Origin of the sequence: Bradyrhizobium pachyrhizi (assembly GCF_001189245.1) — a bacterium.
Classification (GTDB): Bacteria; Pseudomonadota; Alphaproteobacteria; order Rhizobiales; family Xanthobacteraceae; genus Bradyrhizobium; species Bradyrhizobium pachyrhizi.
On the sequence record NZ_LFIQ01000077.1, the window covers coordinates 8273 to 31098 of the forward strand.

The 22826-nt window shown below is 64.9% G+C and carries 23 protein-coding genes; 3 read left to right on the forward strand and 20 right to left on the reverse strand.

What is annotated here, in order from left to right:
• Positions 1-260 precede the first annotated feature (260 nt).
• The 3 genes from AKL29_RS16145 to AKL29_RS16155 form a co-directional block, all read right to left on the reverse strand.
• On the reverse strand, positions 261-623 hold the full coding sequence (locus AKL29_RS16145; protein ID WP_050384858.1) for an SPW repeat domain-containing protein: 363 nt from the start codon (positions 621-623) through the stop codon (positions 261-263).
• A gap of 287 nt (positions 624-910) precedes the next feature.
• Complete coding sequence (locus AKL29_RS16150) at positions 911-1297, reverse strand: YybH family protein (RefSeq protein WP_050384859.1); 387 nt, start codon at positions 1295-1297, stop codon at positions 911-913.
• A 45-nt stretch (positions 1298-1342) separates the two neighbouring features.
• On the reverse strand, positions 1343-3022 hold the full coding sequence (locus tag AKL29_RS16155) for a glutamine--tRNA ligase/YqeY domain fusion protein (RefSeq protein WP_050384953.1): 1680 nt from the start codon (positions 3020-3022) through the stop codon (positions 1343-1345).
• A gap of 177 nt (positions 3023-3199) precedes the next feature.
• Between AKL29_RS16155 and gltX the strand changes: the two genes are divergently transcribed.
• Together gltX and gltA are read left to right on the forward strand one after the other, a co-directional pair.
• A complete protein-coding gene (gene gltX, locus AKL29_RS16160) occupies positions 3200-4621 on the forward strand; it encodes a glutamate--tRNA ligase (protein ID WP_050384860.1) in 1422 nt (473 codons plus the stop codon).
• 160 nt (positions 4622-4781) lie between these two features.
• Complete coding sequence (gene gltA, locus AKL29_RS16165) at positions 4782-6083, forward strand: citrate synthase (protein ID WP_028334020.1); 1302 nt, start codon at positions 4782-4784, stop codon at positions 6081-6083.
• A gap of 34 nt (positions 6084-6117) precedes the next feature.
• Here gltA and AKL29_RS16170 read toward each other — a convergent pair whose 3' ends face one another.
• From AKL29_RS16170 to lpxA, 5 genes are all read right to left on the reverse strand, one after another.
• On the reverse strand, positions 6118-6453 hold the full coding sequence (locus AKL29_RS16170; RefSeq protein WP_028334019.1) for an ArsR/SmtB family transcription factor: 336 nt from the start codon (positions 6451-6453) through the stop codon (positions 6118-6120).
• Positions 6454-6459: 6 nt separating this feature from the next.
• Positions 6460-7119 carry an SRPBCC family protein gene (locus AKL29_RS16175; protein WP_050384861.1) on the reverse strand — a complete coding sequence of 220 codons (660 nt, stop codon included), beginning with the start codon at positions 7117-7119 and terminating at the stop codon, positions 6460-6462.
• A gap of 115 nt (positions 7120-7234) precedes the next feature.
• Complete coding sequence (gene lpxB / locus AKL29_RS16180; RefSeq protein ID WP_050384862.1) at positions 7235-8413, reverse strand: lipid-A-disaccharide synthase; 1179 nt, start codon at positions 8411-8413, stop codon at positions 7235-7237.
• On the reverse strand, positions 8413-9270 hold the full coding sequence (locus tag AKL29_RS16185; protein WP_050384954.1) for an LpxI family protein: 858 nt from the start codon (positions 9268-9270) through the stop codon (positions 8413-8415). Before AKL29_RS16185 ends, lpxB begins: the two co-directional genes overlap by 1 nt.
• Before the next feature lie 19 nt (positions 9271-9289).
• A complete protein-coding gene (gene lpxA, locus AKL29_RS16190) occupies positions 9290-10084 on the reverse strand; it encodes an acyl-ACP--UDP-N-acetylglucosamine O-acyltransferase (RefSeq protein WP_050384863.1) in 795 nt (264 codons plus the stop codon).
• A gap of 147 nt (positions 10085-10231) precedes the next feature.
• Here lpxA and AKL29_RS16195 point away from each other — a divergent pair, with 147 nt between their 5' ends.
• Positions 10232-10555: a KTSC domain-containing protein gene (locus AKL29_RS16195; protein WP_050384864.1), complete on the forward strand. Its 324-nt coding sequence runs from the start codon at positions 10232-10234 to the stop codon at positions 10553-10555.
• Positions 10556-10627: 72 nt separating this feature from the next.
• Here AKL29_RS16195 and fabZ read toward each other — a convergent pair whose 3' ends face one another.
• The 12 genes from fabZ to AKL29_RS44910 form a co-directional block, all read right to left on the reverse strand.
• Positions 10628-11086, reverse strand: a complete 459-nt coding sequence (fabZ, locus tag AKL29_RS16200) for a 3-hydroxyacyl-ACP dehydratase FabZ (protein ID WP_016841580.1) — start codon at positions 11084-11086, stop codon at positions 10628-10630.
• A complete protein-coding gene (lpxD, locus tag AKL29_RS16205; protein WP_028334013.1) occupies positions 11086-12147 on the reverse strand; it encodes a UDP-3-O-(3-hydroxymyristoyl)glucosamine N-acyltransferase in 1062 nt (353 codons plus the stop codon). Before lpxD ends, fabZ begins: the two co-directional genes overlap by 1 nt.
• A 32-nt stretch (positions 12148-12179) precedes the next feature.
• Positions 12180-14720 carry an outer membrane protein assembly factor BamA gene (bamA, locus tag AKL29_RS16210; protein WP_028334012.1) on the reverse strand — a complete coding sequence of 847 codons (2541 nt, stop codon included), beginning with the start codon at positions 14718-14720 and terminating at the stop codon, positions 12180-12182.
• A 175-nt stretch (positions 14721-14895) separates the two neighbouring features.
• Positions 14896-16047, reverse strand: coding sequence for an RIP metalloprotease RseP (gene rseP, locus AKL29_RS16215; protein ID WP_028339659.1), 1152 nt, complete (start codon positions 16045-16047; stop codon positions 14896-14898).
• A gap of 43 nt (positions 16048-16090) precedes the next feature.
• Complete coding sequence (gene dxr / locus AKL29_RS16220; RefSeq protein WP_028334010.1) at positions 16091-17317, reverse strand: 1-deoxy-D-xylulose-5-phosphate reductoisomerase; 1227 nt, start codon at positions 17315-17317, stop codon at positions 16091-16093.
• A 4-nt stretch (positions 17318-17321) separates the two neighbouring features.
• Positions 17322-18170 (reverse strand): phosphatidate cytidylyltransferase, encoded by an 849-nt coding sequence (locus AKL29_RS16225; RefSeq protein WP_028334009.1) that lies wholly within the window; start codon positions 18168-18170, stop codon positions 17322-17324.
• Positions 18167-18925, reverse strand: a complete 759-nt coding sequence (locus tag AKL29_RS16230; protein WP_050384865.1) for an isoprenyl transferase — start codon at positions 18923-18925, stop codon at positions 18167-18169. Before AKL29_RS16230 ends, AKL29_RS16225 begins: the two co-directional genes overlap by 4 nt.
• 21 nt (positions 18926-18946) lie before the next feature.
• Positions 18947-19510 carry a ribosome recycling factor gene (frr, locus tag AKL29_RS16235; RefSeq protein WP_028334007.1) on the reverse strand — a complete coding sequence of 188 codons (564 nt, stop codon included), beginning with the start codon at positions 19508-19510 and terminating at the stop codon, positions 18947-18949.
• A 53-nt stretch (positions 19511-19563) separates the two neighbouring features.
• A complete protein-coding gene (pyrH, locus tag AKL29_RS16240) occupies positions 19564-20280 on the reverse strand; it encodes a UMP kinase (RefSeq protein WP_028334006.1) in 717 nt (238 codons plus the stop codon).
• A 71-nt stretch (positions 20281-20351) separates the two neighbouring features.
• The gene (tsf, locus tag AKL29_RS16245; RefSeq protein WP_028334005.1) at positions 20352-21275 is read right to left on the reverse strand and encodes a translation elongation factor Ts; all 924 of its coding nucleotides are present in this window, start codon (positions 21273-21275) and stop codon (positions 20352-20354) included.
• 127 nt (positions 21276-21402) lie between these two features.
• A complete protein-coding gene (locus AKL29_RS16250; protein WP_028334004.1) occupies positions 21403-22395 on the reverse strand; it encodes a 30S ribosomal protein S2 in 993 nt (330 codons plus the stop codon).
• A gap of 218 nt (positions 22396-22613) precedes the next feature.
• Positions 22614-22826, reverse strand: a 213-nt coding sequence (locus AKL29_RS44910; protein ID WP_244482078.1) for a hypothetical protein, incomplete at its 5' end; no start/stop codon positions are given.

Here is a 22826-nt window from a genome sequence, read left to right on the forward strand (position 1 = left end):
ACGCGTTTTCCTTACGCGAACCGGTATCCACGTCGCTCGAAAACGCTCTCACCCTGCAGCGGGCGCCATGGCCGCCGTCCAGCGAGTGCGGGACGACGCTTCTGAATCGTCCCGTACCCGCCGTCTCTGGCGTGATGTCTCTGTAGAACCTGCATCCGCGTTACGTCGGAGCGGCATGGAGGGGATTCCGCACTACGCAGTTCCAACCTCTCCGGCCGCCCTTGGTTGGCGGTCAGGCCAACGTCTCAGTCAGCTTCCTCTCAGCCAGCTCGGTGATGCCAGCGATCGTGCCACCAGGTGGCGAAATCACGATCGATCGCCAGCTCCCAGCAAGCGAGCACGATCACCACGACGCCGGCGAGCACGCTGCTCGTCGTGACCGATCCCTGCTGGTAGTTGAACGTCCAGGGTGCGACCACCAGAGCCAACCCCATCAGCATCTCGCCCCATTCCTCCAGATAGGACGGAATGATGAATGCCTCCAGGGCGAACAGCACGACGCCCAATCCGAGCGCGATGGAGATCCAGAGAGCTGCCCCGGAGAAGCCCAGTGCAAACGGCGATGCGACCAGCCAGGCGCCTACTAACAGGCTGGCAGCATCCTGCCAGTGTTGAATGCGCATGATCCTCACCTCCTTCTTCCGAAGACATGGTGCGGCGCGGACAAAAAAGCATCTGTCCGACCTGCGATGTGTTGCCGCTGCTGATCCGCGGGCCGACGACCATGCTGCCGTCCGGGCGGCCGGAAGCCGCGCTCCGCAGCCTACGACCTTGGTCCCTCGTCGCAATGCAGCGCGATCCGGATAGCCTGCGAGTTGGGTGCAGCCGCGAGGCGCCCGGCCCCGCGCACCCTCCCTGACTACGAGGGCCCGCCGGCCCTCGACTTTTTGTGTCAGCTCCAGCGCTGAGCCTAGATCAGCGGTGTCTGCGACGAGACGTGGTGGCAGACGATCTTCCAGTCGCCGTCCTCGCGCGCGATCACCCAGGTGATCTTGACGGCGAGCGAGGGCGCATCGCCGTCGAGGAAGAATGACGCGATGCCCGCCATGTTGACGAGATCGGCATTGACCCGTTCTGCGCTGACATCGCTGAACTGAACGCGCGGCGCGACCCAGCGCGGCAGACCGTCAAAGTAGGCTTTGACGCCGTCGCGGCCGCGATACAGCGTCGGGTTCGAGCCGAAGAAGAACGCGCTCTTCGAATAGAGCGCGCTTAACGCATTCGCATCGAGCCTGCTGAAACCCGCCGACCATCTGGCGACGATGGCGGAGACGATCTCGTCGGATTCCTCAGGCATCGATCCCCCCGTCCGCTTGTCCGCGCGGGACGCGCTTCCTCTCGGCTAGCCCTTGCCGCCGACTTCCTTGGCGAAGGTGTCGCGCAGGCCAATGGTGCGGTTGAACACCAGCCGGTCCGGCGTCGAATCCGTGTCGCGCACGAAATAGCCCTGCCGCTCGAACTGCATCGGGTCGGACGAATTGCTCTCGGCGATCGCCGGCTCGACGCGCGCATCCTTCAGCACTTCGAGCGACTGCGGATTGAGGTCGGCAGCGAAATCGGCCGCGTTCGGGCTCGGATTGGCGAACAGCTGGTTGTAGATACGGATCTCCGCCGGCTTCGACTGCGCTGCCGGCAACCAGTGCATCGTCGCCTTGACCTTGCGGCCGTCGGGCGCATTGCCGCCCTTGGTTGAGGGATCGTAGGTCGCGCGGAGCTCGACGATCTCGCCGGCGTCGTTCTTCACCACGCCGGTGCACTTGATGAAGTAGGCATAGCGCAGCCGCACCTCATTGCCGGGCGAGAGGCGGTAGAACTTCTTCGGCGGATTCTCCATGAAGTCGTCGCGCTCGATATAGAGCTCGCGGCCGAACGCGATCTTACGGGTGCCGGCTTCCGGATTGTCGGGATGGTTGATCGCCTCGATCTCCTCGACCTGCCCTTCCGGATAATTCTCGATCACCACCTTGAGCGGCCGCAGCACCGCCATCCGGCGCAGCGCCGTGCGGTTCAGCTCCTCGCGGATGCAGAATTCGAGCATCCCGACATCGACCACGCTATTGGCCTTGGCGACGCCGATGCGCTTGATGAATTCGCGCACCGCCGCCGGCGGCACGCCGCGCCGCTTCAAGCCGGCAATGGTCGGCATGCGCGGATCGTCCCAGCCCGAGACGTGGCCGTCACGGACGAGCTGGGTCAGCACGCGCTTGGACAGCAGCGTATAGGTCAGGTTGAGCCGTGCCATTTCGTACTGGCGCGGCTTCGAAGGCACCGGCAGCTTGTCGAGCAGCCACTCATAGAGCGGGCGGTGATCCTCGAACTCCAGCGTACAGATCGAATGGGTGATGCCCTCGATCGCGTCCGACTGGCCGTGCGCGTAGTCGTAGCTCGGATAGATCGACCACTTGTCGCCGGTGCGCGGATGATGGGCGTGCAGAATGCGGTAGAGCACCGGATCGCGCAGGTTGATGTTGCCGGCGGCCATGTCGATCTTGGCGCGCAGCACGCGGGCGCCGTTCGAGAATTCTCCGGCCTTCATGCGGCGGAACAGGTCGAGGTTCTCCTCGACCGGGCGGTCGCGGAACGGCGAGTTCTTGCCGGGCTCGGTCAGCGTGCCGCGGGAAGTGCGGATCTCCTCCTGCGACTGATCGTCGACATAGGCATAGCCGGCCTTGATCAGGCCCTCGGCCCAATCATACAGGCGCTCGAAATAGTCCGACGCATAGAACAAGTTGGCTCCCCAGTCGTAGCCGAGCCAATGGACGTCGGCCTGGATGGAGTCGATGTACTCCTGCTCCTCCTTGGTCGGATTGGTGTCGTCGAAGCGCAAATTGCACTGGCCGCCGAACTCCTGGGCGATGCCGAAATTCAGGGCGATCGACTTGGCGTGGCCGATATGCAGGTAGCCGTTCGGCTCCGGCGGGAAACGGGTCACGATCCGGTTGTGCTTGTGGGAGGAGAGATCGGCCTGGACGATGTCGCGGATGAAGTCGCGCCCTGCCTCTGCCGTCGTGTCAGTCGTCATCAAAGGGTTCCCTGGAGGAGTCAGCTCAACCTTCTGCCAAATTCGTGCCGTCCGGCCAAGCCTGGTTTCAAGTCTGGTTTGAGGCCTAGTTTGGTGGGCAAAAGGTCAGCCGGGGGTTTAGTTATGTTCGGTTCCTGATATACACCACCGCCGTCTCAGCATACGTCTCGCTCGATCATGACCAAACCCGTCGTTACCCGCTTCGCCCCCTCTCCGACCGGCTTCCTCCATATCGGAGGTGCCCGCACCGCGCTGTTCAACTGGCTCTATGCCAGGAAGCTCGGCGGCAAGATGCTGCTCCGGATCGAGGACACCGACCGCGAACGCTCGACCAAGGAGGCGATCGACGCCATCCTGGACGGCCTGAAGTGGCTCGGGCTCGATTGGGACGGCGAGGTCATCTACCAGTTCAGCCGCGCCGCCCGCCATCGCGAGGTCGCCGAGAGCCTGCTCGCCGCCGGGCGCGCCTATTACTGCTATGCCTCGCCGGGAGAGCTCACCGCGATGCGCGAGAAGGCGCGCGCCGAGGGCCGCACCCGCCTCTATGACGGCATGTGGCGCGACCGCGATCCGGCCACCGCGCCCGATGGCATCAAGCCGACCATCCGCCTCAAGGCGCCGCAGACCGGCGAAACCGTGATCGAGGACCAGGTGCAGGGCCGCGTGGTCTGGCAGAACGAGAACCTCGACGACCTCGTCCTGCTGCGCGGCGACGGCACCCCGACCTACATGCTCGCGGTCGTAGTCGACGACCACGATATGGGCGTCACTCACATCATCCGCGGCGACGACCACCTGATCAACGCCGCGCGTCAGAAGCAGATCTACGACGCGCTGGAGTGGGAACTGCCGAGCATGTCCCACATTCCGCTGATCCACGGTCCCGACGGCTCGAAACTGTCGAAGCGCCATGGTGCGCTCGGCGTCGACGCCTACCGCGCGCTCGGCTACCTGCCGGCCGCCTTGCGCAACTACCTGGTCCGGCTCGGCTGGAGCCATGGCGATCAGGAAATCTTCTCGACCCAGGAAATGATCGACGCGTTCGACCTCTCGGGTATCGGCCGCTCTGCGGCGCGGTTCGATTTCGCCAAGCTGGAAAACCTCAACGGTCACTATATCCGGCAGAGCGACGATCAATCCCTCGTGACCCAGTTCGAGAGCGTGCTGGATTATGTTCCCGAGGGCGTCGCGCTGAAGGCCAAGCTCAACGACACCACCCGTGCACAATTGCTGCGCGCGATGCCGAGCCTGAAGGAGCGCGCCAAGACGCTGATCGAGCTGATCGCGGGCGCCTATTTCATCTTCGCCGATCGTCCGCTCGCGCTCGATCCGAAAGCTGTGGCGCTGCTGACGCCGGAAACGCGCGCGTTGATCGGCCGCCTGCGCACCGCGCTGGAAGCCGTTGACGACTGGACGGCGGAAACCACCGAGACCGCGATGCGGAATTTCGCCGAGCAGAACAACCTGAAACTCGGCGCCGTCGCCCAGCCGCTGCGGGTGGCGCTGACCGGACGTACGACGTCGCCGGGCATATTCGACGTGCTGGCCGTGCTGGGACGCCAGGAGTGCCTTGCCCGCCTCGCCGATCAGGCGGCGTGATCCTGCATGGACCCCCTCCAGGGTCCATCTTGCAGCGCACATGGCAATGAGCTACCCAATCCCGGACGCTTTCTCCACAAGCCGTTCCGCCCCGCCATGGGCCGCAATTTAGCGACTGGGCAAGGTCGGTTTTCGCAACGAATTCATCGGGGATATCACGATGGACGCAAAATCCAGCAAGACAGCCACACTCACCATCGGCAACAAGAACTACGATTTCCCGATCCTGAGCGGCACGGTTGGGCCTGATGTCATCGACATCGCCAAGCTCTACGGCCAGGCCGGGGTGTTCACCTACGACCCCGGCTTCACCTCGACCGGCAGCTGCCAGTCGAAGATCACCTACATCGACGGCGACGCCGGCGTGCTCGAATACCGCGGCTATCCGATCGAGCAGCTCGCCGAGCACGGCGACTTCCTCGAGACCTGCTACCTGCTGCTGTACGGGGATCTTCCGACCCCGGCGCAGAAGAAGGACTTCGACCATCGCGTGATCCATCACACGATGGTGCATGAGCAGATGGCGCGGTTCTTCCAGGGCTTCCGCCGCGACGCTCATCCGATGGCGATCATGGTCGCCGCGGTCGGCGCGCTGGCCGCGTTCTATCACGACTCGACCGACATCAACGATCCGCGTCAGCGCATGATCGCCTCGATGCGCATGATCGCGAAGGTGCCGACGCTGGCGGCGATGGCCTACAAGTACACCGTCGGTCAGCCCTTCATCTATCCGAAGAACTCGCTCTCGTTTGCCGAGAACTTCCTCAACATGTGCTTCGCGGTGCCCTGCGAGGATTACAAGATCAACCCGGTGCTCGCCGACGCACTCGACAAGATCTTCATCCTGCACGCGGACCACGAGCAGAACGCCTCGACCTCGACAGTGCGCATTGCCGGCTCCTCGGGCGCCAACCCGTTCGCCTGCATCGCGGCCGGCATCGCCTGCCTGTGGGGCCCGGCGCATGGCGGCGCCAACGAGGCCGCGCTCAACATGCTCTACGGCATCGGCAAGGTCGAAAACATTCCGGACTTCATCGCCAAGGTGAAGGACAAGAACAGCGAAGTTCGCCTGATGGGCTTCGGCCACCGCGTCTACAAGAACTACGATCCGCGCGCCAAGATCATGCAGAAGATGTGTCACGCGGTGCTGAAGGAGACTGGCCACGGCGACGATCCGATGCTCAAGGTCGCGATGGAGCTCGAGAAGATCGCGCTCAGCGATCCCTACTTCATCGATCGCAAGCTCTACCCGAACGTCGACTTCTATTCGGGCATCACGCTGAAGGCGATGGGCTTCCCGGTCTCGATGTTCACCGTGCTGTTCGCGGTCGCCCGCACCGTCGGCTGGATCAGCCAGTGGAGCGAGATGATCGAGGATCCGCAGCAGAAGATCGGCCGTCCGCGCCAGCTCTACACCGGCGTCGCACGCCGCGACTATGTGCAGATCGACAAGCGCAAGTAAGCTGCATCGCTGAAGAGAATCCGGGACGGCGCCATCATTCCTGTTGGCGCCGTTTTCGTTTGCCCCGCGCAACTTCGGTCGCGATCGCGTCAAGGCGCGGCAGCCAGAACGCCCTGAACCGGTCGAGCCAGTCGTCGACCTCGCGCAGCCGCGCCGGCTCCACGGCATAGATGCGGCGCGTGCCCTCGGCGCGCACCGACGCGAAACCGGCGTCCCGCAAGATCCGCAGCTGCTGCGAGACCGCCGACTGGGTGATGCCGAATTCGCGCTGCACGACGGCGACGACATCACCCGAACTGTGCTCGCCGGTCGCAAGCAGTTCCAGGATGCGGCGGCGGACGGGATCGCCGAGGATGTCGAAGGCGTGCACCTTTCGCTAGCCTCCGCTCCCCGGCTCCGGCTCGCCGCAATAGGCCGCCGTGGTGTTTGCGGCCGATCTGCGCGCCGCAGTCTCCTCGGTGCCCGCCGCGATCGAGGCGCTGCACCAGTCCTCGCTGGCGCGGCGGATGAATTCCTTGCCGTCGTCGGTGGCTGGCCACGCCGACGCGGCGGCGCGGTCGAATTCCTCGCCGGGCGGCATGGCCAGATAGAGCGCGAGCCCGAGCAGCGCGAGATCCCAGCCGACGCCGACCGCACCGGCCCCGTAGCGATCCCAGAAGTCGCCCTCGATCACCGAGAGGTGTTCCAATTCCAGGCGCGTGGCGTCCGGGCCATTCTCGGCCAGCGTCACGGTAACCCAGCTGACCGTGCCCATGGACTCCCAGGTGACGGCAAGCCGGCGCGGCGGCTCACACGTCGTGATCTCGCCGCCCGCATGGCCATGGAACTGATAGCGGCCGCCAAGCTTCAGGTCGCCCGAGATCGGCAGGAACCAGCGCGGAATGCGTTCGGGGTTGGTCAGCACATCCCAGAGATCGGCGGTGTCGGTGTCGTAGCTGCGGGTCGCGATCACCGCCCGCGCCGGCTTGCCGTCGCGTTCCCGGAACGCGACTTCGCGAATGACGGCTCCGACATAGGCGGCCGGGTCGATCTTCATGGCAGGCTCCGTATCTATATTAGATATCGCTAATATTAGTACGGTCTAAATATCCGGCGCAAGCGGGATCGTTGCGGCGGAATGTTGCCACTGAACGAGGAACACCATCGATTGGCTAGGTCGAACGGCGTCCCATCTCCGCCAACACGATGTCGGCGGCGCGGACGCTCGGCGGCTGGTCGCCGGTCGACATCTTCCCGTCCATCGTCGCGAACCCCACGAGCTGCCGCAGACGATCGGGCGAATCCGCAAGCACGTCGCCCAGCGCCGCCGCGAGCTTGTCCGGCGTGCAGTCCTCCTGCAGGAACTCGGGAATGATATCACTGCCGATCACGAGATTGGCGAGGATCACCGAGGACACCCGGATCGCGCGGCGCAGGATGAACGCCTCAGCGGCGCCGACGCGATAGGCCGTCACCATGGGAATCCCCGACAGCGCGAGCTCCAGCGTCACCGTGCCCGACTTCGCGAGCGCAGCGCGGGCGATGCGGAACGCGGCGCGCTTCTCGGTCTCGCCGATCGCGAGCCGCGGCGCGACGGGCCACGACGCGACACCCTCGCGCACCATCGCCTCGAGATGCGGCATGGTGGGGAGCACGAGCTCGAACGGCGTTTGTTTGCTGAGCTGGCCGAGCGCCGTGCCGAACAGTGCGAGATGATGCCTGATCTCGCTACGCCGGCTTCCGGGCAACACCAGCAGCACCGGAGGCTGCGCATCGCGCCGCTTCTGCTCGTCGTCGTTCGGCCGCAGCGTGGCGAGCTGCTCGGTCAGGGGGTGGCCGACATAGCTGCACGGCGGTCCCTGCAGCTTGCGATATTCCTCCGGCTCGAACGGCAGCAGCGCGAGCACGTGGTCGACATAGCCCCGCATCGCGCGCGCCCTGCCCGGCCGCCAGGCCCAGACCGACGGCGACACGTAATCGACGATCGGAATGTTCGGGTTGCGGGCGCGGACGCGACGGGCGACGCGGTGGGTGAAATCGGGGCTGTCGATAATGACGAGCATGTCAGGCGCGTCGGCGAGCACGGCATCGGCCGTGCGCCGGATCAATCGCAGGATTTTCGGCAACTGCTTCACGACGGCGGCAAAGCCCATGATCGAGAGCTCTTCGATCGGAAACAGCGGGGCGATTCCCTGAGCAGTCATCGCCCGGCCGCCGACGCCGGAAAACTGCACGGCATCGCCGAGCCGTTGGCGCAGCACCTGCATCAACGCCGCGCCGAGGCGGTCGCCGGATTCCTCGGTCGCGATGAGGAAGATCTTGCGAGCGGTGCTGGGGCTGCGCACCTGCATCAGCCCGCCAGCCCGATGACAAACAGCCCCCTGGCGTCGGCGGCCTCGACCAGGGCCTGCGGCTCGGCGGCCAGCGTGTTGCCGGCGATCACGGCGATGCCGGCGATACCGGCTGCTGCCGCGCCCTCGACCGTCCGCGGGCCGATGGTTGGCAGATCGAAGCGCAGATCCTGCCGGCTCTTCGGCGCCTTCACCAGCACGCCGCGGCCGGCCTTGGCGCGAATGCGGCCCTCGGCGCGCAGCCGCGCGACGCGCGCGAGCAGCCCGTCGGTGCCCTCGATATCCTCGACCGCCACCACATGACCGTCGATCACCACGGCCGCCTGGCCGATGTCGAACGGGCCGAGCGCGTCGAGCACGCCGCGTCCGCGCGCGATATCGGCGAGCGTCGTGCTGTCGGGCGCCGCGCGCGTCACGGCGCCCTCCGGCATCAAGAGATCGGGCGCGACATCCTTGATCCCGACCATGCGGAAGCCCTGCTGCTCGAGGATGCGGCCGACGCTCGACAGCAAATGATCGTCGCCGCCGCGAAATGCGCGCACGACGTGGCCGAGCAGGCGCAGCGTGCCCCAGTCGAGCCGGATCTCCGACAGCGCGGGCCGCACCAGGGTGCCGATGAAGATCAGATCGCGGCAGCCTTCGTCGCGGAACAGCCGGGTCGCCCGCCCGAGCTGGCCGACCGAGATCCAGCGGTGACGAAACCGCTGCGCCCGCGCCGGATCGCAGGCGCCGCGCAGCGCGAACAGCACCGGCGTGATGCCGCGCGCAACCAGGGAGTCGGCGACCGCGAACGGCATGGCGCCGCCACCGGCGATGACGCCGACCGGCGAGGAAAGCGAGGGAGCCGCTGACGTCATGCTGGCGGCCATCCCCTGCTCAATTGGTATCGGCGGGAAGGCAGAGCGGGCGCAGCTTGCCGCCCTCGATGAAGGCCAGGATTTCCGCAATCGCGGGATCCTCGCCCGCCAGCGGCTGCACCGAAGCCAGCCGTTCGGCGAAGATGCCGGGACCGTGGAACAGCTTTTGATAGAACGCGCGCACCGTCGCCAGCCGCGCCTTGGTGAACTGGCGGCGCCGCATGCCGATGATGTTGAGTCCTTCGAGAACCGCGTACTGACCGTTGGCGAGGCCGAAGGGGATGATGTCGCCGCGTACGCCGCAAACGCCGCCGATCATCACCTGCGAGCCGACGCGGGTGAACTGGTGCACAGCCGACAGGCCGCCGATATAGACGAAGTCGCCGATCTCGCAGTGGCCGCCGAGCGTCGCCGACGTCGCGAAGATCACGCCATTGCCGACCATGCAGTCATGGCCGACATGGCTGTTGTTCATGAAGAAGCCGCGATCGCCGACGCGCGTGAGCCCACCGCCCTTGACCGTGCCGACATTCATCGTCACGCCCTCGCGGATGGTGCAGGCTTCGCCGACTTCGAGGCGGGTCGGCTCGCCGCGATAGCTGAGATCCTGCGGCGGCCCGCCGAGCGCCGCGAACGACGAGATGATACAGCCGGCGCCGATCCTGGTATGCCCGCTGATCGTGACATGCGCGATCAGCTTGCAGTTCTCACCGAGCACGACATTGGGGCCGACGATGCAGTACGGACCGATCTCGGTGCCGGCCCCGATCACAGCGCCATCGGCAATCCGCGCAGTCGGGTCGATCATGCTCATGAAGTTTCGGTCCGGAATTCGTTAATGGCGCCAAGGTGCTATCGAGGCGCCAGGCTGTCGATTGGGGCGGTCGTTAGCGCGACTTTGCCCGCCCTGTCCAGTGACGTATGATGACGGCCTGTTGCAAGAGAAGGTCGCAACCGATCCATGGTCCGGGCCGCCGCGCTGATCCTCAGCCTGCTCTCTGCGCCAATCGGCCCGGAGACGGTCGATCTCGGCCACAGCACGGCGGTCGATCTCTCGAGCTTCGAATGCCGCGATATCAACCGCAGCACGATCGTCCAGCGGGTCTGCTACAGCACGAATCAGCGCACGCTGCTGGTCGCGGTCAGAGGCAGCTACCAGCACTATTGCGGCGTCCCTGCCGAAACCTACGATGCGCTGATGAACGCGCCGTCGATGGGCGTGTTCCTCAATCGCGTCCTGCGGATCGCGGGCGCGGACGGCCGCTACACCTGCACAACGTCATGAGCTCGGCGCGGCCAGGGTTTTCTTGACGCGTTTTCTTCACGCGAACCGGAATCCACTTCGCTCGAAAACGCTCTAATCCGTCAGCATCGCACCGACATCGGCCTCGGCGACGACCTGGCCGTTGACCTTGGCATCGCCGTGAAACCACCACATCGTCTTGCGCCGGCCGAGCGAGCGCATGTGATACTCGATGGTGTCGCCGGGCATCACCGGCTTCCTGAACTTGCACTTGTCGATGGTGAGGAAATACACCGCGCGCGGCTTCTCGGTGCCCTCGACCGACTTGATGCCGATGACGCCGGCGGTCTGGGCCATCGCCTCGATCATCATCACGCCGGGGTAGACCGGGCGGTCCGGGAAGTGGCCCTGGAACGGCGGCTCGTTGAAGGTGACGTTCTTGATGCCGATGCCGCTGTAGTCGGTGCGGATCTTGATCACACGGTCGATCAGCAACATCGGAAAGCGATGCGGAAGCGTCTTCAGGATATCGTTGATATCCACGAGCTCGAATTTGACCGGTGCCTCCTCCATCACTCCTGTTCCTTGCCTTTGGCTTCGTTGTCGCGCACCAGGCGCTCCACCGCGAGAATCTCCCTGAACCACTGCCTGGTCGGCTTGGCGAAATGCCCGCCCCACCGACCGTTAGCCGGGATGTCGTCCTTGACCGCGCTCATTGCCGTCACCTGGGCGCCGTCGCCGATCTTCAGGTGGTTGTTGATGCCCACCTTGGCGCCGAGCGCGACATTGTCGCCGATGGTCAGGCTGCCGGCGAGCCCGATCTGGGCTGCCAGCAGGCAGTGCCGGCCGATCGTCACATTGTGGCCGATCTGGACCTGGTTGTCGATTTTGGTGCCCTCGCCGATCACGGTGTCGCGCAGGGAACCGCGGTCGATGGTCGAGGCTGCGCCGACCTCGACATTGTTCTGGATCACCACGCGGCCGGTCTGCGGCACCTTCACGTGGCCGGCCGGCCCGAAGAAGATGAAGCCGTAGCCGTCCTGGCCGATATTGCAGCCGGGATGGATCAGGACGTTGTTGCCGATCAGCGCGAACTGGATGGTGGTCTTGGCGCCGACATTGCAGTCGCGGCCGATCTTGACGTCGGCCCCGATCACCGCGCCGGCGCCGATGATGGTGCCAGAGCCGATCTCGACCCGCGGACCGATCACGACCAGCGGATCGACGATGACGCCGTCCTCCAGGCGCGCGGTGGGATCGATGATCGCCGACGGCGCGATGCCCTCGGTGTCGAACCAGGATTGCGGCCGCAGGGCATCGGCGTGCCATTCACGGGCGAGCTCGACGAACACCTGGAACGGCTTCGCCGCCCGCAGCACGGCGGTGCCCTTCGGCACTTGTGCCTCGAAGCGCGGGCTGACCAGACACGCCCCGGCCTTGGTCGCGGCAAGCTGGTCGGCGTATTTCAGATTGTCGAAAAAGGCGAGATGCATCGGACCGGCCTCGTCGAGCGAGGCCAGCCCCCTGATCTGAAGCGCACCCCTTTCGGGGTCGACCAGTTGCGCCTTCGTCAGCGCGGCTATTTCAGCCAGCGATGACGAAGGAGGACTCTTGAAGAAGATCGGCTGCGCCATTCCATCCGTCGCAGTCCGGTCGGCAATCGGTCTTAGAACGTCGTACCGCCGCCAAACCGGAATTCTTGCGTGCGGTCGAACGCACCCTTGGTCAGCGGCACCGCGTAGTCGAAGCGCAGCGGGCCGAACGGTGACTGCCAGATCAGGCCGACACCGACCGAGGTACGGACAACCTTGCTGTCGTCGTAGCTCAGGCCAAGGCACGTACCCGGAGACGGCGGATTGTTCGTCGGCCTGACACAGCCAGGCACGTTGACTTCGCCGGTCGCCGCCCACGAGGTCGGGCCCTGGTAGTCGTACAGGCCGCCGGCGTCGGCATAGACCGCGCCCTTGAGCCCGACTTCCTTCGGCAGGAACCAGAACGGCATCTGCAGTTCCGCCGACACGCCCCAGTACTTGGTGCCGCCGATGGCGTCCATGGTGCCGTACGGGTTGATGTCGCGCGGACCGATACCGTTCGGCGCGAAGCCGCGGACCAGGTTCGGGCCCATCTGGAAGTGATCGAGCATGCGCAGATCCGAGGTCCCGAGCTTGTTCAGGATGCCGCCCTGGGCGTGGATCACGCCGACGATGTCGGAGACCAGCGGGGTGTAGTACTTCGCGTCGATCGCGGTCTTGATGTAGCTGACGTCACCGCCAACACCGGCGAAGTCCTGCTTGAAGTCGACGATCAGACCGTCGGTCGGGTTCTTGTTGTTGTCGAGCGTGTTGTAGTTGAGCGTGTAGCCCAGCGCCGACGTGAGGGTCTTGCCGCCCGCCAGCTCCTTGCGGACCGGCAGCGAGGCTTCACCGTCAAAGAAGCAGCCGAGACCATTGGTCGACACCAGGCTGATCCCGTTCAGGTTCGCATAGGCCGGGCTCGGATTGAACGCGGGATTGGGCGTTCCATCCGGCAGGAACGGCACGTTGTTACAGTTGTTCAGCGTCGACGGCAGGGTGATTTCCTGCTGATAAATCGAGTAGCGCAGCTGCAGCGAGAGATCTTCCCGCAGGCTGAAGCCGAGCCGCGGGCTGAAGCCCAGCGTCTTGGTGCCGTACGCGATGTAGCTGTTGGACAGCTGCTGGCGCTGATAGAGGTCGAGGCCGAGCGCGACGCGGTAGTCGAGCAGATAGGGCTCGACGAACGACAGCGAGTAGCCGCGGGCATACTGGCCGTAGGTCACCGACGCCTTCGCGAACAGGCCACGGCCGAGCAGGTTGCGCTCGGAGACGCTGACTTCGGCCAGCGCGCCGTCGGTCGTCGAGTAGCCGCCCGACACCGAGAAGTCGCCGGTCGACTTTTCCTCGAGATCGACGATCAGGATGACGCGATCGCTGGAGGAGCCCGGCTCGGTGGTGATCTTCACCGTCTTGAAGAAGTCGAGGTTCTTCAGCCGGCGCTCGGCACGGTCGACCAGCGCCCGGTTGTAGGCGTCGCCTTCCGAGATATCGAACTCACGGCGGATCACGTAGTCGCGGGTACGGCTGTTGCCGCGGATGTTGATACGCTCGATATAGGTGCGCGGACCTTCGTCGATCGCGAAGGTGATCGACACCGTGTGATTGTCGAAGTTGCGATCGCCGCGCGGCCGGACCACGGCGAAGGCGTAGCCGCGGCGCGATGCCTCGATCTGCATCTCCTCGACCGACTTCTCCAGCGCCTCGGCGTTGTAGAGCGAGCCGACGTTGACGCGCGAGTAGGTGCGCAGCGCGTTCGGGTCGAGCGTTGCGATCGACGACGTATAGTTGACGGACGCGACGCGGTACTGCTGGCCTTCCTCGATCTTGAAGGTAACCAGGAAGCCCTTCTTGTCGGGATCGTATTCGGTCAGCGCGGCCACGACCTGGACGTCGGCATAGCCGTTCTTGAGGTAGAAGCGACGCAGCAGGTCACGGTCGGCCTCGACCCGGTCGGGATCGTAGACGTCGTTGCCGCCGAGGAAGCTCAGAATGTTCGATTCGCGGGTCTTGATAACGTCGCGCAGACGGGACGCCGAATAGGCGCTGTTGCCGATGAACTCGATCGACCGGACGCCGGTCTTCACGCCTTCATTGACCTCGAAGATCAGGTCGACGCGGTTGTTCGGCTGCTCGATGATCTGCGGATTGACCCGCACGTCATAGCGGCCGGACCGACGGTAGATTTCGGCGATGCGCAGGGCGTCCGACTGGACCATCGGGCGCGAGAACGTGCCGCGCGGCTTGGACTGCACTTCAGCGGTGAGCTGCTCGTCCTTGATCTTCTTGTTGCCCTCGAAGGCAACGCGGCCGATCACCGGGTTCTCGACCACGACTACGACGAGGCGCCCGCCCCGCTGATCGATATGGACGTCCTGAAACAGGCCGGTCTCGATCAGCGCCTTCAGACCGTCGTCGATCTGGGCCTGGCCCAGCCGACCGCCCGGTCCAGGATGGAAGTAGGAGCGGATGGTTTCAAGCTCGACACGGCGGTTCCCCTCCACCGTGATCGAATCCACGGTCTGCGCCGACGCGGGCACAGACACAGCTACGGTCGCCAAGGTGGCAACCACCGGCGCGGCGAACATGACCAAGGCGGCGAACAGCCCCCCCCTCACTCGCATTCCAAACATCATGCGCAACGCGCCCTTATCTTAACGATGCCAGATCGTTCCCCAACGACCCGACAGATTCCCAACCTGCCGCTCAGCTTGTAACCAAATTTGCCAAGGGGGCAAACTTACTAGAGCTGAACATTTCCATTTTCGTTCCAAGACGTTGCCCATTGGCAACGCCACAAAAAAGCCCGTTTCAGGACCCGGCGATCCTGAGGATGTCGTTATACGTCGCAAACACCATCAGCATCAGGACCAGACCCAGCCCGATTCGGAAACCCACCTCCTGCGTCCGCTCCGACAGCGGGCGTCCCCGCAGTGCCTCCGCGCTGTAGAAAAGCAGGTGTCCGCCATCCAAAAGCGGGATCGGAAACAGGTTCAGCAGGCCGATCGAGACCGACAGGATGGCGCAAAGGTTGATCACGAACTGGAACCCGGCGCTCGCGGCCTGCCCCGACAGCTTCGCGATTCCAATGACGCCGCTCACCTCAGCCGGATTGCCGGTCCCAACGAACAGCGACCCCAGGAACTTGAACGTGCTGGAAATGATGTACCAAACCTGCTCGACGCCGATCTTCAGGGCCTCCAGCACGCCGACCGAGGCGCTGGTCGCTTCGCCGACCTGAGCCTTGTGCTCGATTCCGAGCACGCCGATTCGGTGGGCATTGCCGAAGGGGTCCTTGACCTCCCTGAGCGCCGGCGTCGCCTTGAGCGCGACGATCGCGCCATCGCGCTTCACCTTGAACCCAAGCTCTGAACCAGCATTCGAAGCTACAATCCGCTGCATGTCGGCGAAGCTCTGGATCGCGCTGCCGTCGATATCCACGACGACATCGCCGACCTTGAAGCCGGCGTTCGCGGCGACGCTTTCGGCCACTAGGCCGTCGACCCGGGCAATCGTGCTCGGCTTGCCGTAGTAGAGCGCCATGCCCGCGAAAATCAGGGCGCCGAGGATGAAGTTCGCCACCGGGCCGGCTGCGACGATGGCGGTGCGCTTTCCGACCGATTTGTGATGGAAGCTGCCTTCACGCTCTTCCGCCGTCATGGCGGCGAGCGTCTCGGTGGACGGCGTCGAAGCCTCGCTGTCGTCGCCGAAGAATTTGACGTAGCCGCCGAGCGGAATCGCCGAGATCTTCCAGCGCGTACCATGCCGGTCGTTGAAGCCGGCCAGCTCCGGCCCGAAACCCAGCGAGAACGTCAGCACCTTCACGCCGGCCCAGCGCGCGACCAGGAAGTGGCCGAGCTCATGGAAGAAGACGACAATGGTCAGGACGAAGAGGAAGGGAACGATGGTACCGAGAAGCCCATGACTCAACGCATTGATACTATGAATGAAATACTCGGGCATTCGATTTCCCTCGACAAGAGCCAAAGGCTCCGCCCCCAACCCTCTAGGTTGCCTTTAAGGCAATTTGAGGCAATAGGGCGGCAGCTTTATTTCGCGCGATATGGTCAACGGAAATCGCATCATCCGCCGAGTGCAGTGGTGGCTGATTCCCTGACTTGATCCAATCGTTCATCGTCGCCTCGACCAGCCGGGCGATCGCGCCGAACTTGATCTTGCCGGCGATAAACGCGGCGACCGCGATCTCGTTCGCGGCGTTGTAGACCGTCGTCGCGCCGTGCCCCATCCGTAGCGCCTCGTATGCCAGCCGCAGCCCCGGGAAGCGTTCAAAGTCCGGCGCCTCGAAGGTGAGCTGTCCGATCTTGGCGAGGTCGAGCTTGGCGGACGGGCCGACGACGCGGTCGGGCCACCCGAGGCAATGCGCGATCGGGATCCGCATATCGGGCGTGCCGAGCTGGGCGACCACCGAGCGATCGGAGAACTCGACCATGCCGTGGATGATCGACTGCGGGTGCACCAGCACGTCGATTTCATCGGGCGTCAGAGCGAACAGATAGGACGCCTCGATCACCTCGAGACCCTTATTCATCATCGACGCGGAATCGATCGTGATCTTCTGCCCCATGCTCCAATTGGGATGTTTCAGCGCCTGTTCCAGCGTCGCCTGCTCGATGTCGGCGGGCGCCCAGGTGCGGAACGGCCCGCCGGACGCGGTGATGATCACCCGCGTCAGTTCCTCGCGATTGCCGGAAGCCAGCGCCTGGAACAGCGCATTGTGCTCGGAGTCCGCCGGGAGAATGCAGGCGCCGGCCTTCCTGGCCCGCTCCATGAAGATATCGCCGGCGCAGACCAAACATTCCTTGTTGGCCAGCGCGACGGTGGCGCCACGATCGACCGCGGCAAGCGCGGGCTTCAGCCCGGCCGCCCCGCTGACCGCAGCCATCACCCAATCGGCAGGCCGCGCGGCCGCCTCGATGATCGCGCTCTCCCCGGCCCCGCATTCGATCCGGGTTCCGGTCAGCGCGTCCTTCAACTCCGAAAGCTTCGCCGGATCGGCAATTGCGGCGAACCGCGCGCTGAATTCCTTCGCCAGCTTGGCGAGGCCCTCGACATTGCTGTTCGCGGTCAGCGCCTCGACCCGGTAGCGGTCGCGCGCGCCACGCAGCAGATCCATGGTGCTGTCGCCGATCGAGCCGGTGGCACCGAGGACGGTTACGGTCCGCGCGGCGGATGCCGCCGCGGCCTTGTTGTTACGCAACGGAACTGCGCTCATCTCATCACCAAACCATAAGACCGCGCCCGACGCCATCGGCGCCACCACGGAGAAAGCCGAAAATCGCCGCCACAATGACGGCCGCGACAAATCCGTCCAGGCGGTCCAGGAGGCCGCCATGACCGGGAATGATGTGACTCGAATCCTTCACGCCGAACCGCCGCTTCACCGCGGATTCGAAGAGATCGCCAAGTTGCGAGACCACCGACAACACGGCGCCGAGCATCAAGAGCGGACCGGTCGAGCCGATCTCAGAGGCGGCAAAGCCGGCAGCGACCAGCAAACTCGCCACGAAGCCGCCAACCGCACCCGCCCACGTCTTCTTCGGGCTGACCCGCATCCAGAGCTTCGGCCCCCCGATGCTGCGGCCCGCGAAGTAGCCGCCGATATCGGTGACCCACACGATCAGCAACACGAACATCAGCGCGGCAAAACCCTTCGCCGTGTCGAGGCGCAGCAGGACCGATGCGATCTCGGCCGCTGCCGCATAGAGCAATCCCGCAATGGCCCAGTTGCGCCGCGCGCCGGACGTCAGTGCCACAACAACCGCACCGACGGCGAGCACGATCAGGGCCGCATCGATACGGCCGGCCATCAGGCACAATCCGGCGAGCAGCAACGCGACCACGCCGGGCACCACGATACGGAGCTCGCGTCCGAGTCCGGTGACAACAAGCCATTCCGCGAACAATCCGGCCGCCGCCAATGTCACGAGAAGCGACCAGGCGACGCCGCCCATATAGGCCAGCGCGATCGCAACCGGCGCCAGCACCAGCGCAGCCGCCACGCGCATCACGAGATTGCGCGAACCCTGCTCGCTTGCGGCCGCCGGCGCGGCTTCGTCGTCGGTCACGATCCGGTTTTCGCAGCGAGCCCGCCGAACCGGCGCTCGCGCTTGCCGTATTCCGCAATCGCGCCCTCGAGCGCCGCCTTGTCGAAATCCGGCCAGTGAATCGGCACGAACACGAGTTCGCTATAGGCGGCCTGCCACATCAGGAAGTTGGACAGACGCTGCTCGCCGCTGGTGCGGATAATCAGATCCGGATCCGGAATGTCGGGCGCATCGAGATATTGCCCGATCGTGTCGGCATCGATGGAGTTGGCGTCGCGCTTGCCTTCGGCGACCTCGCGCGCAAGGCGCCGCGCCGCGGCGGCGATCTCCGCCCGCGAGCCATAGTTGAAGGCGACCACAAGGCTGAGCTTGACGTTGTTCTTCGTCAGCTCCTCTGCCTCGTTGAGCAGCGCGCAGATGTCGGCGTCAAGCCCGTCACGCTCGCCGATCACGCGCACCCGCACCCCGTCACGATGCAGCGTCGCCAGATCGTTGCGGATGAAGCGGCGCAACAGGCCGAACAGATCGCCGATCTCGCTCGCGGGCCGCGACCAGTTTTCCGAACTGAAAGAAAAAATGGTGAGATAGACGATGCCGAGTTCATGGGCCGCACGCACCACGCGGCGCAGCGCTTCGACGCCGCGGCGATGGCCCTCGACGCGCGGCAGGCCGCGCGAAGCTGCCCAGCGCCCGTTGCCGTCCATGATGATGGCCACATGCAACGGATTGCCGGAGCGATCCGGTCCGTCAGTTGCTGGGGCGGCGGCGTTCGACATCGGCTCGTTCCCGTAGCGCCTTCAGACCGTCAGGATTTCCTTTTCCTTGGCGGCAAGCAACTGATCGACTTCGGCGATCACGCCGTCGGTCGCCTTCTGGACCTCGTTCGACAGGCGCTCCTGATCGTCCTCGGAGATCTCATGATTCTTCTCGAGCTTCTTGATCACGTCGAGGCCGTCGCGGCGCACGTGGCGTACCGCGACCTTGGCCGCTTCCGCGTATTTATGCGCGACCTTGACGAGCTCCTTGCGGCGCTCCTCGTTGAGTTCGGGAATCCGCAAGCGCAGCACCTGTCCTTCGGTCGCCGGCGAAAGGCCGAGGTTGGAGTCGACGATTGCCTTCTCCACGGCCTTGACCATCGTCTTGTCCCAGACCTGCACCGAGAGCAGGCGCGGCTCGGGCACGCTGATGGTGGCAACCTGGTTGAGCGGCATATGCGAGCCGTAAGCCTCGACCTGGACCGGCTCCAGCATGGACGCCGCGGCGCGGCCGGTGCGCAGGCCGCCGAGCTCGTGCTTGAGCGATTGCGTGGCGCCCTGCATGCGGCGCTTCACGTCGTTGATGTCAAAACCAGCTGCGGCCATGACGTTTCTCCCTTTCACTAGAAACCGGCTGTCGACGCCCGGAGGCGCGGCAATCAGCCGGCGACGACGGTGCCGTGTCCGGTACCGCGCAGAATCGCACCGATCGAACCGGGCTCCGCGATAGAGAACACGATGATAGGCAGCGACGTCTCGCGGGCAAGTGCGAAAGCGGTCGCGTCCATGACCTTGTAGCCGCCCTCGATCGCCTGCGAATGGGTCAGGCGGTCGAAGCGCTTGGCTTTGGGGTCCTTCTTCGGATCGGCGCTGTAGACGCCATCGACATTGGTGGCCTTCAGCACCGCCTGAGCACCGATTTCGGCCGCGCGGAGCACGGCGGTGGTGTCGGTCGTGAAGAACGGGTTGCCGGTTCCACCGCCGAGCAGGACGATGCGTCCCTCGGCGAGATATTTGTGCGTTGCACTACGGGTGAACAGCTCGGAAATCTCCGGCATCACGAATGCCGACAAGGTCCGCGCCGGAGTTCCCTTGCGCTCGATCGCCGCCTCCAGCGCGAGGCAGTTCATCATGGTGGCAAGCATGCCCATGGTGTCGCCGGTCGGCCGGGAGACGCCGCGCGAGGACACCTCGACGCCGCGGACGATGTTGCCGCCGCCGATCACGACGGCGACCTCGATGCCGAGCTTGCGGGCTGCGATCAGGTCGTCGGCGATGCGATCGACCGTCGGTTGATCGATACCGAACCCGTGGGAGCCGGCCAGATATTCGCCGGACAGCTTGATCACCACGCGACGATAGATCGGCTCAGCCATGATGCGATCGCTTTCTTATTCCGCGCAGGCAGGCTCCCGGCGCAGAGCGCCGGACGCCTTGGTGTCAGCGGTTACTTCTTGCCGCTGGCGGCCGCGACTTCGGCGGCGAAGTCGCTTTCCTGCTTCTCGATTCCCTCACCGAGAGCATAGTTCACAAAGCCAGCGATTTTGATCGGCCCGCCGACCTTACCCTCAGCTTCCTTCACCGCCTGGGCAACCGACTTGCCGCTATCGTGGATGAAGGCCTGATCGAGCAGGCAGACCTCCTTGTAGTAAGTCTTCAGGCCGGAATCGACGATCTTCTCGATGACGTTCTCCGGCTTGCCCTGCTGGCGGTACTTGTCGGCCAGCACGTCCTTCTCGCGCTTGACCGTCTCTGGATCGAGCCCGGCCGGGTCGAGCGCCAGCGGCTTGGCCGCCGCCACGTGCATCGCGAGCTGGCGGCCGAGCACCGCGAGCTCGTCGGCCTTGCCCGTGGACTCCAGCGCCACGATCACGCCGATCTTGCCGGCGCCCTCGACGACCGCGTTGTGGACATAGCTCGACACCACGCCCTTGCTCACCTCGAGCGAAGCGGCGCGGCGCAGCGTCATGTTCTCGCCGATGGTCGCGATCGCGTCGGAGATCGCGGTCTCGACGGTGACGTCGCCGACCTTGGCCGCCTTGATCTTCTCGACGTCAGCGCCGTTGTGCAGCGCGACCTGGGCGATCATCTTGACCAGTCCCTGGAACTGCTCATTGCGCGCAACAAAGTCGGTCTCCGAGTTGACCTCGACCAGCACGCCCTTGGTGCCGGAGGTCAGCGCGCCGATCAGGCCCTCGGCGGCGACGCGGCCGGCCTTCTTGGCGGCCTTGGAGAGGCCCTTCTTGCGCAGCCAATCCTGCGCTTCCTGCATGTCGCCGTTGTTCTCGGTCAGCGCCGCCTTGCAATCCATCATGCCCGCGCCAGTCGACTCGCGGAGCTCCTTGACCATCGCTGCTGTGATCGTTGCCATCGTTCAATGCCCTTCTTGCCTGTACAGAAACCGCGGCGCCCGATGGCGCCGCCGTCTGCGACAGGGAAATCGTTGTTCGTGGAATAGAAGCGGCGGCCGGGCGAGACCCGGCCACGCCGCGTAACTTTTATTCCGCTTCGGCGAGCGTCTTGGCCTGGGCGACCCAGGCGTCGGCACGGCTCGGCAGACCGACTTCTTCGCCGATCTTGTGCGCGGTGTCGTGGTCGAGCTCGGCGAGCTGCCAGTAGTGGAAGATGCCGAGGTCGTTGAGCTTCTTCTCGATCGCACCGGACACGCCGGTGAGCTTCTTGAGGTTGTCGGCGGTGCCGCGCGGGCCGGCAAGGCCCTGGAAGCCGGACGGCGCAGCCGCCGGAAGGTCTTCCTGCACGGGCGTCGCCGACGCACCGATGTCGATTCCGGACTCGCCCTGAGCGCGCGAGATGCCATCGATGGCGGCGCGCGCCACGAGATCGCAATACAGCGAGATCGCGCGGCCTGCGTCGTCATTGCCCGGCACCACATAGGTGATGCCCTTCGGGTCCGAATTGGTGTCGACGATCGCCGCGACCGGGATGTTGAGCCGCTGGGCTTCCTGGATCGCGATGTCTTCCTTGTTGGTGTCGATCACGAAGATCATATCGGGAAGACCGCCCATGTCCTTGATGCCGCCGAGCGAACGGTCGAGCTTGTCGCGCTCGCGCTGCAGCGTCAGCCGCTCCTTCTTGGTGTAGGAGTTGGCTTCGCCCGACGACAGCACGTCGTCGAGATGACGCAGACGCTTGATCGAGGCCGAGATCGTCTTCCAGTTGGTCAGCGTGCCGCCGAGCCAGCGCGAGTTGACGAAGTACTGCGCCGAACGCTTGGCAGCGTCGGCAACGCCGTCCTGGGCCGAGCGTTTGGTGCCGACGAACAGGATGCGGCCGCCCTTGGCGACGGTATCGCTGACCGCCTGCAGGGCACGGTGCAACATCGGCACGGTCTGCGCGAGGTCGATGATGTGGATGTTGTTGCGGGCGCCGAAGATGTAATCCTGCATCTTCGGATTCCAGCGGTGGGCCTGGTGGCCAAAGTGAACCCCAGCTTCAAGCAACTGACGCATAGAAAAATCGGGTAGCGACATAGTGATAATTCTCCGGTTGGTTCCTCCGGAAACGTGTGAGCAAACGCGCCTGAATGGCCCGGTTGCCACCGGACGGCCTTGAGAGCCATGTTTCCGTGTGAGATGGCGCGCTATATAGCGCGATTTGCGCGAGAAGCAAGGAAATACGGCCGGTTACACCGGCCGGCCGGGCCCAAATCGTGCCGAAACGGCCCTGTTTGGCGCCCGGAGTCCCCAGTTTACAGGGTCTGGACGTCGACCACGCCCGCGACCGCCTTGATCGCGCCGGCGATCTGCGGCGAGACCTTGTAGCGGCCGGGCAGCTTCATCTCCACCTCGGTCTCGAGGTCGAGCATCATCACCAGCGAGACGTCGCCGTCGGATGCACCTGCCGGCGGCGCGGCTGCCGGCGCGGGCTTGGCCGCCGGCGGCTTTGCAGCGCCCCCCGGCGC

Coding starts and splice junctions, on each gene's coding strand:
- AKL29_RS16145 (WP_050384858.1), bottom strand. CDS start 623: ATGCGCATTCAACACTGGCAGGATGCTGCCAGCCTGTTAGTAGGCGCC.
- AKL29_RS16150 (WP_050384859.1), bottom strand. CDS start 1,297: ATGCCTGAGGAATCCGACGAGATCGTCTCCGCCATCGTCGCCAGATGG.
- AKL29_RS16155 (WP_050384953.1), bottom strand. CDS start 3,022: ATGACGACTGACACGACGGCAGAGGCAGGGCGCGACTTCATCCGCGAC.
- gltX (WP_050384860.1), top strand. CDS start 3,200: ATGACCAAACCCGTCGTTACCCGCTTCGCCCCCTCTCCGACCGGCTTC.
- gltA (WP_028334020.1), top strand. CDS start 4,782: ATGGACGCAAAATCCAGCAAGACAGCCACACTCACCATCGGCAACAAG.
- AKL29_RS16175 (WP_050384861.1), bottom strand. CDS start 7,119: ATGAAGATCGACCCGGCCGCCTATGTCGGAGCCGTCATTCGCGAAGTC.
- lpxB (WP_050384862.1), bottom strand. CDS start 8,413: ATGCAGGTGCGCAGCCCCAGCACCGCTCGCAAGATCTTCCTCATCGCG.
- AKL29_RS16185 (WP_050384954.1), bottom strand. CDS start 9,270: ATGACGTCAGCGGCTCCCTCGCTTTCCTCGCCGGTCGGCGTCATCGCC.
- lpxA (WP_050384863.1), bottom strand. CDS start 10,084: ATGAGCATGATCGACCCGACTGCGCGGATTGCCGATGGCGCTGTGATC.
- AKL29_RS16195 (WP_050384864.1), top strand. CDS start 10,232: ATGGTCCGGGCCGCCGCGCTGATCCTCAGCCTGCTCTCTGCGCCAATC.
- fabZ (WP_016841580.1), bottom strand. CDS start 11,086: ATGGAGGAGGCACCGGTCAAATTCGAGCTCGTGGATATCAACGATATC.
- lpxD (WP_028334013.1), bottom strand. CDS start 12,147: ATGGCGCAGCCGATCTTCTTCAAGAGTCCTCCTTCGTCATCGCTGGCT.
- bamA (WP_028334012.1), bottom strand. CDS start 14,720: ATGATGTTTGGAATGCGAGTGAGGGGGGGGCTGTTCGCCGCCTTGGTC.
- rseP (WP_028339659.1), bottom strand. CDS start 16,047: ATGCCCGAGTATTTCATTCATAGTATCAATGCGTTGAGTCATGGGCTT.
- dxr (WP_028334010.1), bottom strand. CDS start 17,317: ATGAGCGCAGTTCCGTTGCGTAACAACAAGGCCGCGGCGGCATCCGCC.
- AKL29_RS16230 (WP_050384865.1), bottom strand. CDS start 18,925: ATGTCGAACGCCGCCGCCCCAGCAACTGACGGACCGGATCGCTCCGGC.
- frr (WP_028334007.1), bottom strand. CDS start 19,510: ATGGCCGCAGCTGGTTTTGACATCAACGACGTGAAGCGCCGCATGCAG.
- pyrH (WP_028334006.1), bottom strand. CDS start 20,280: ATGGCTGAGCCGATCTATCGTCGCGTGGTGATCAAGCTGTCCGGCGAA.
- tsf (WP_028334005.1), bottom strand. CDS start 21,275: ATGGCAACGATCACAGCAGCGATGGTCAAGGAGCTCCGCGAGTCGACT.
- AKL29_RS16250 (WP_028334004.1), bottom strand. CDS start 22,395: ATGTCGCTACCCGATTTTTCTATGCGTCAGTTGCTTGAAGCTGGGGTT.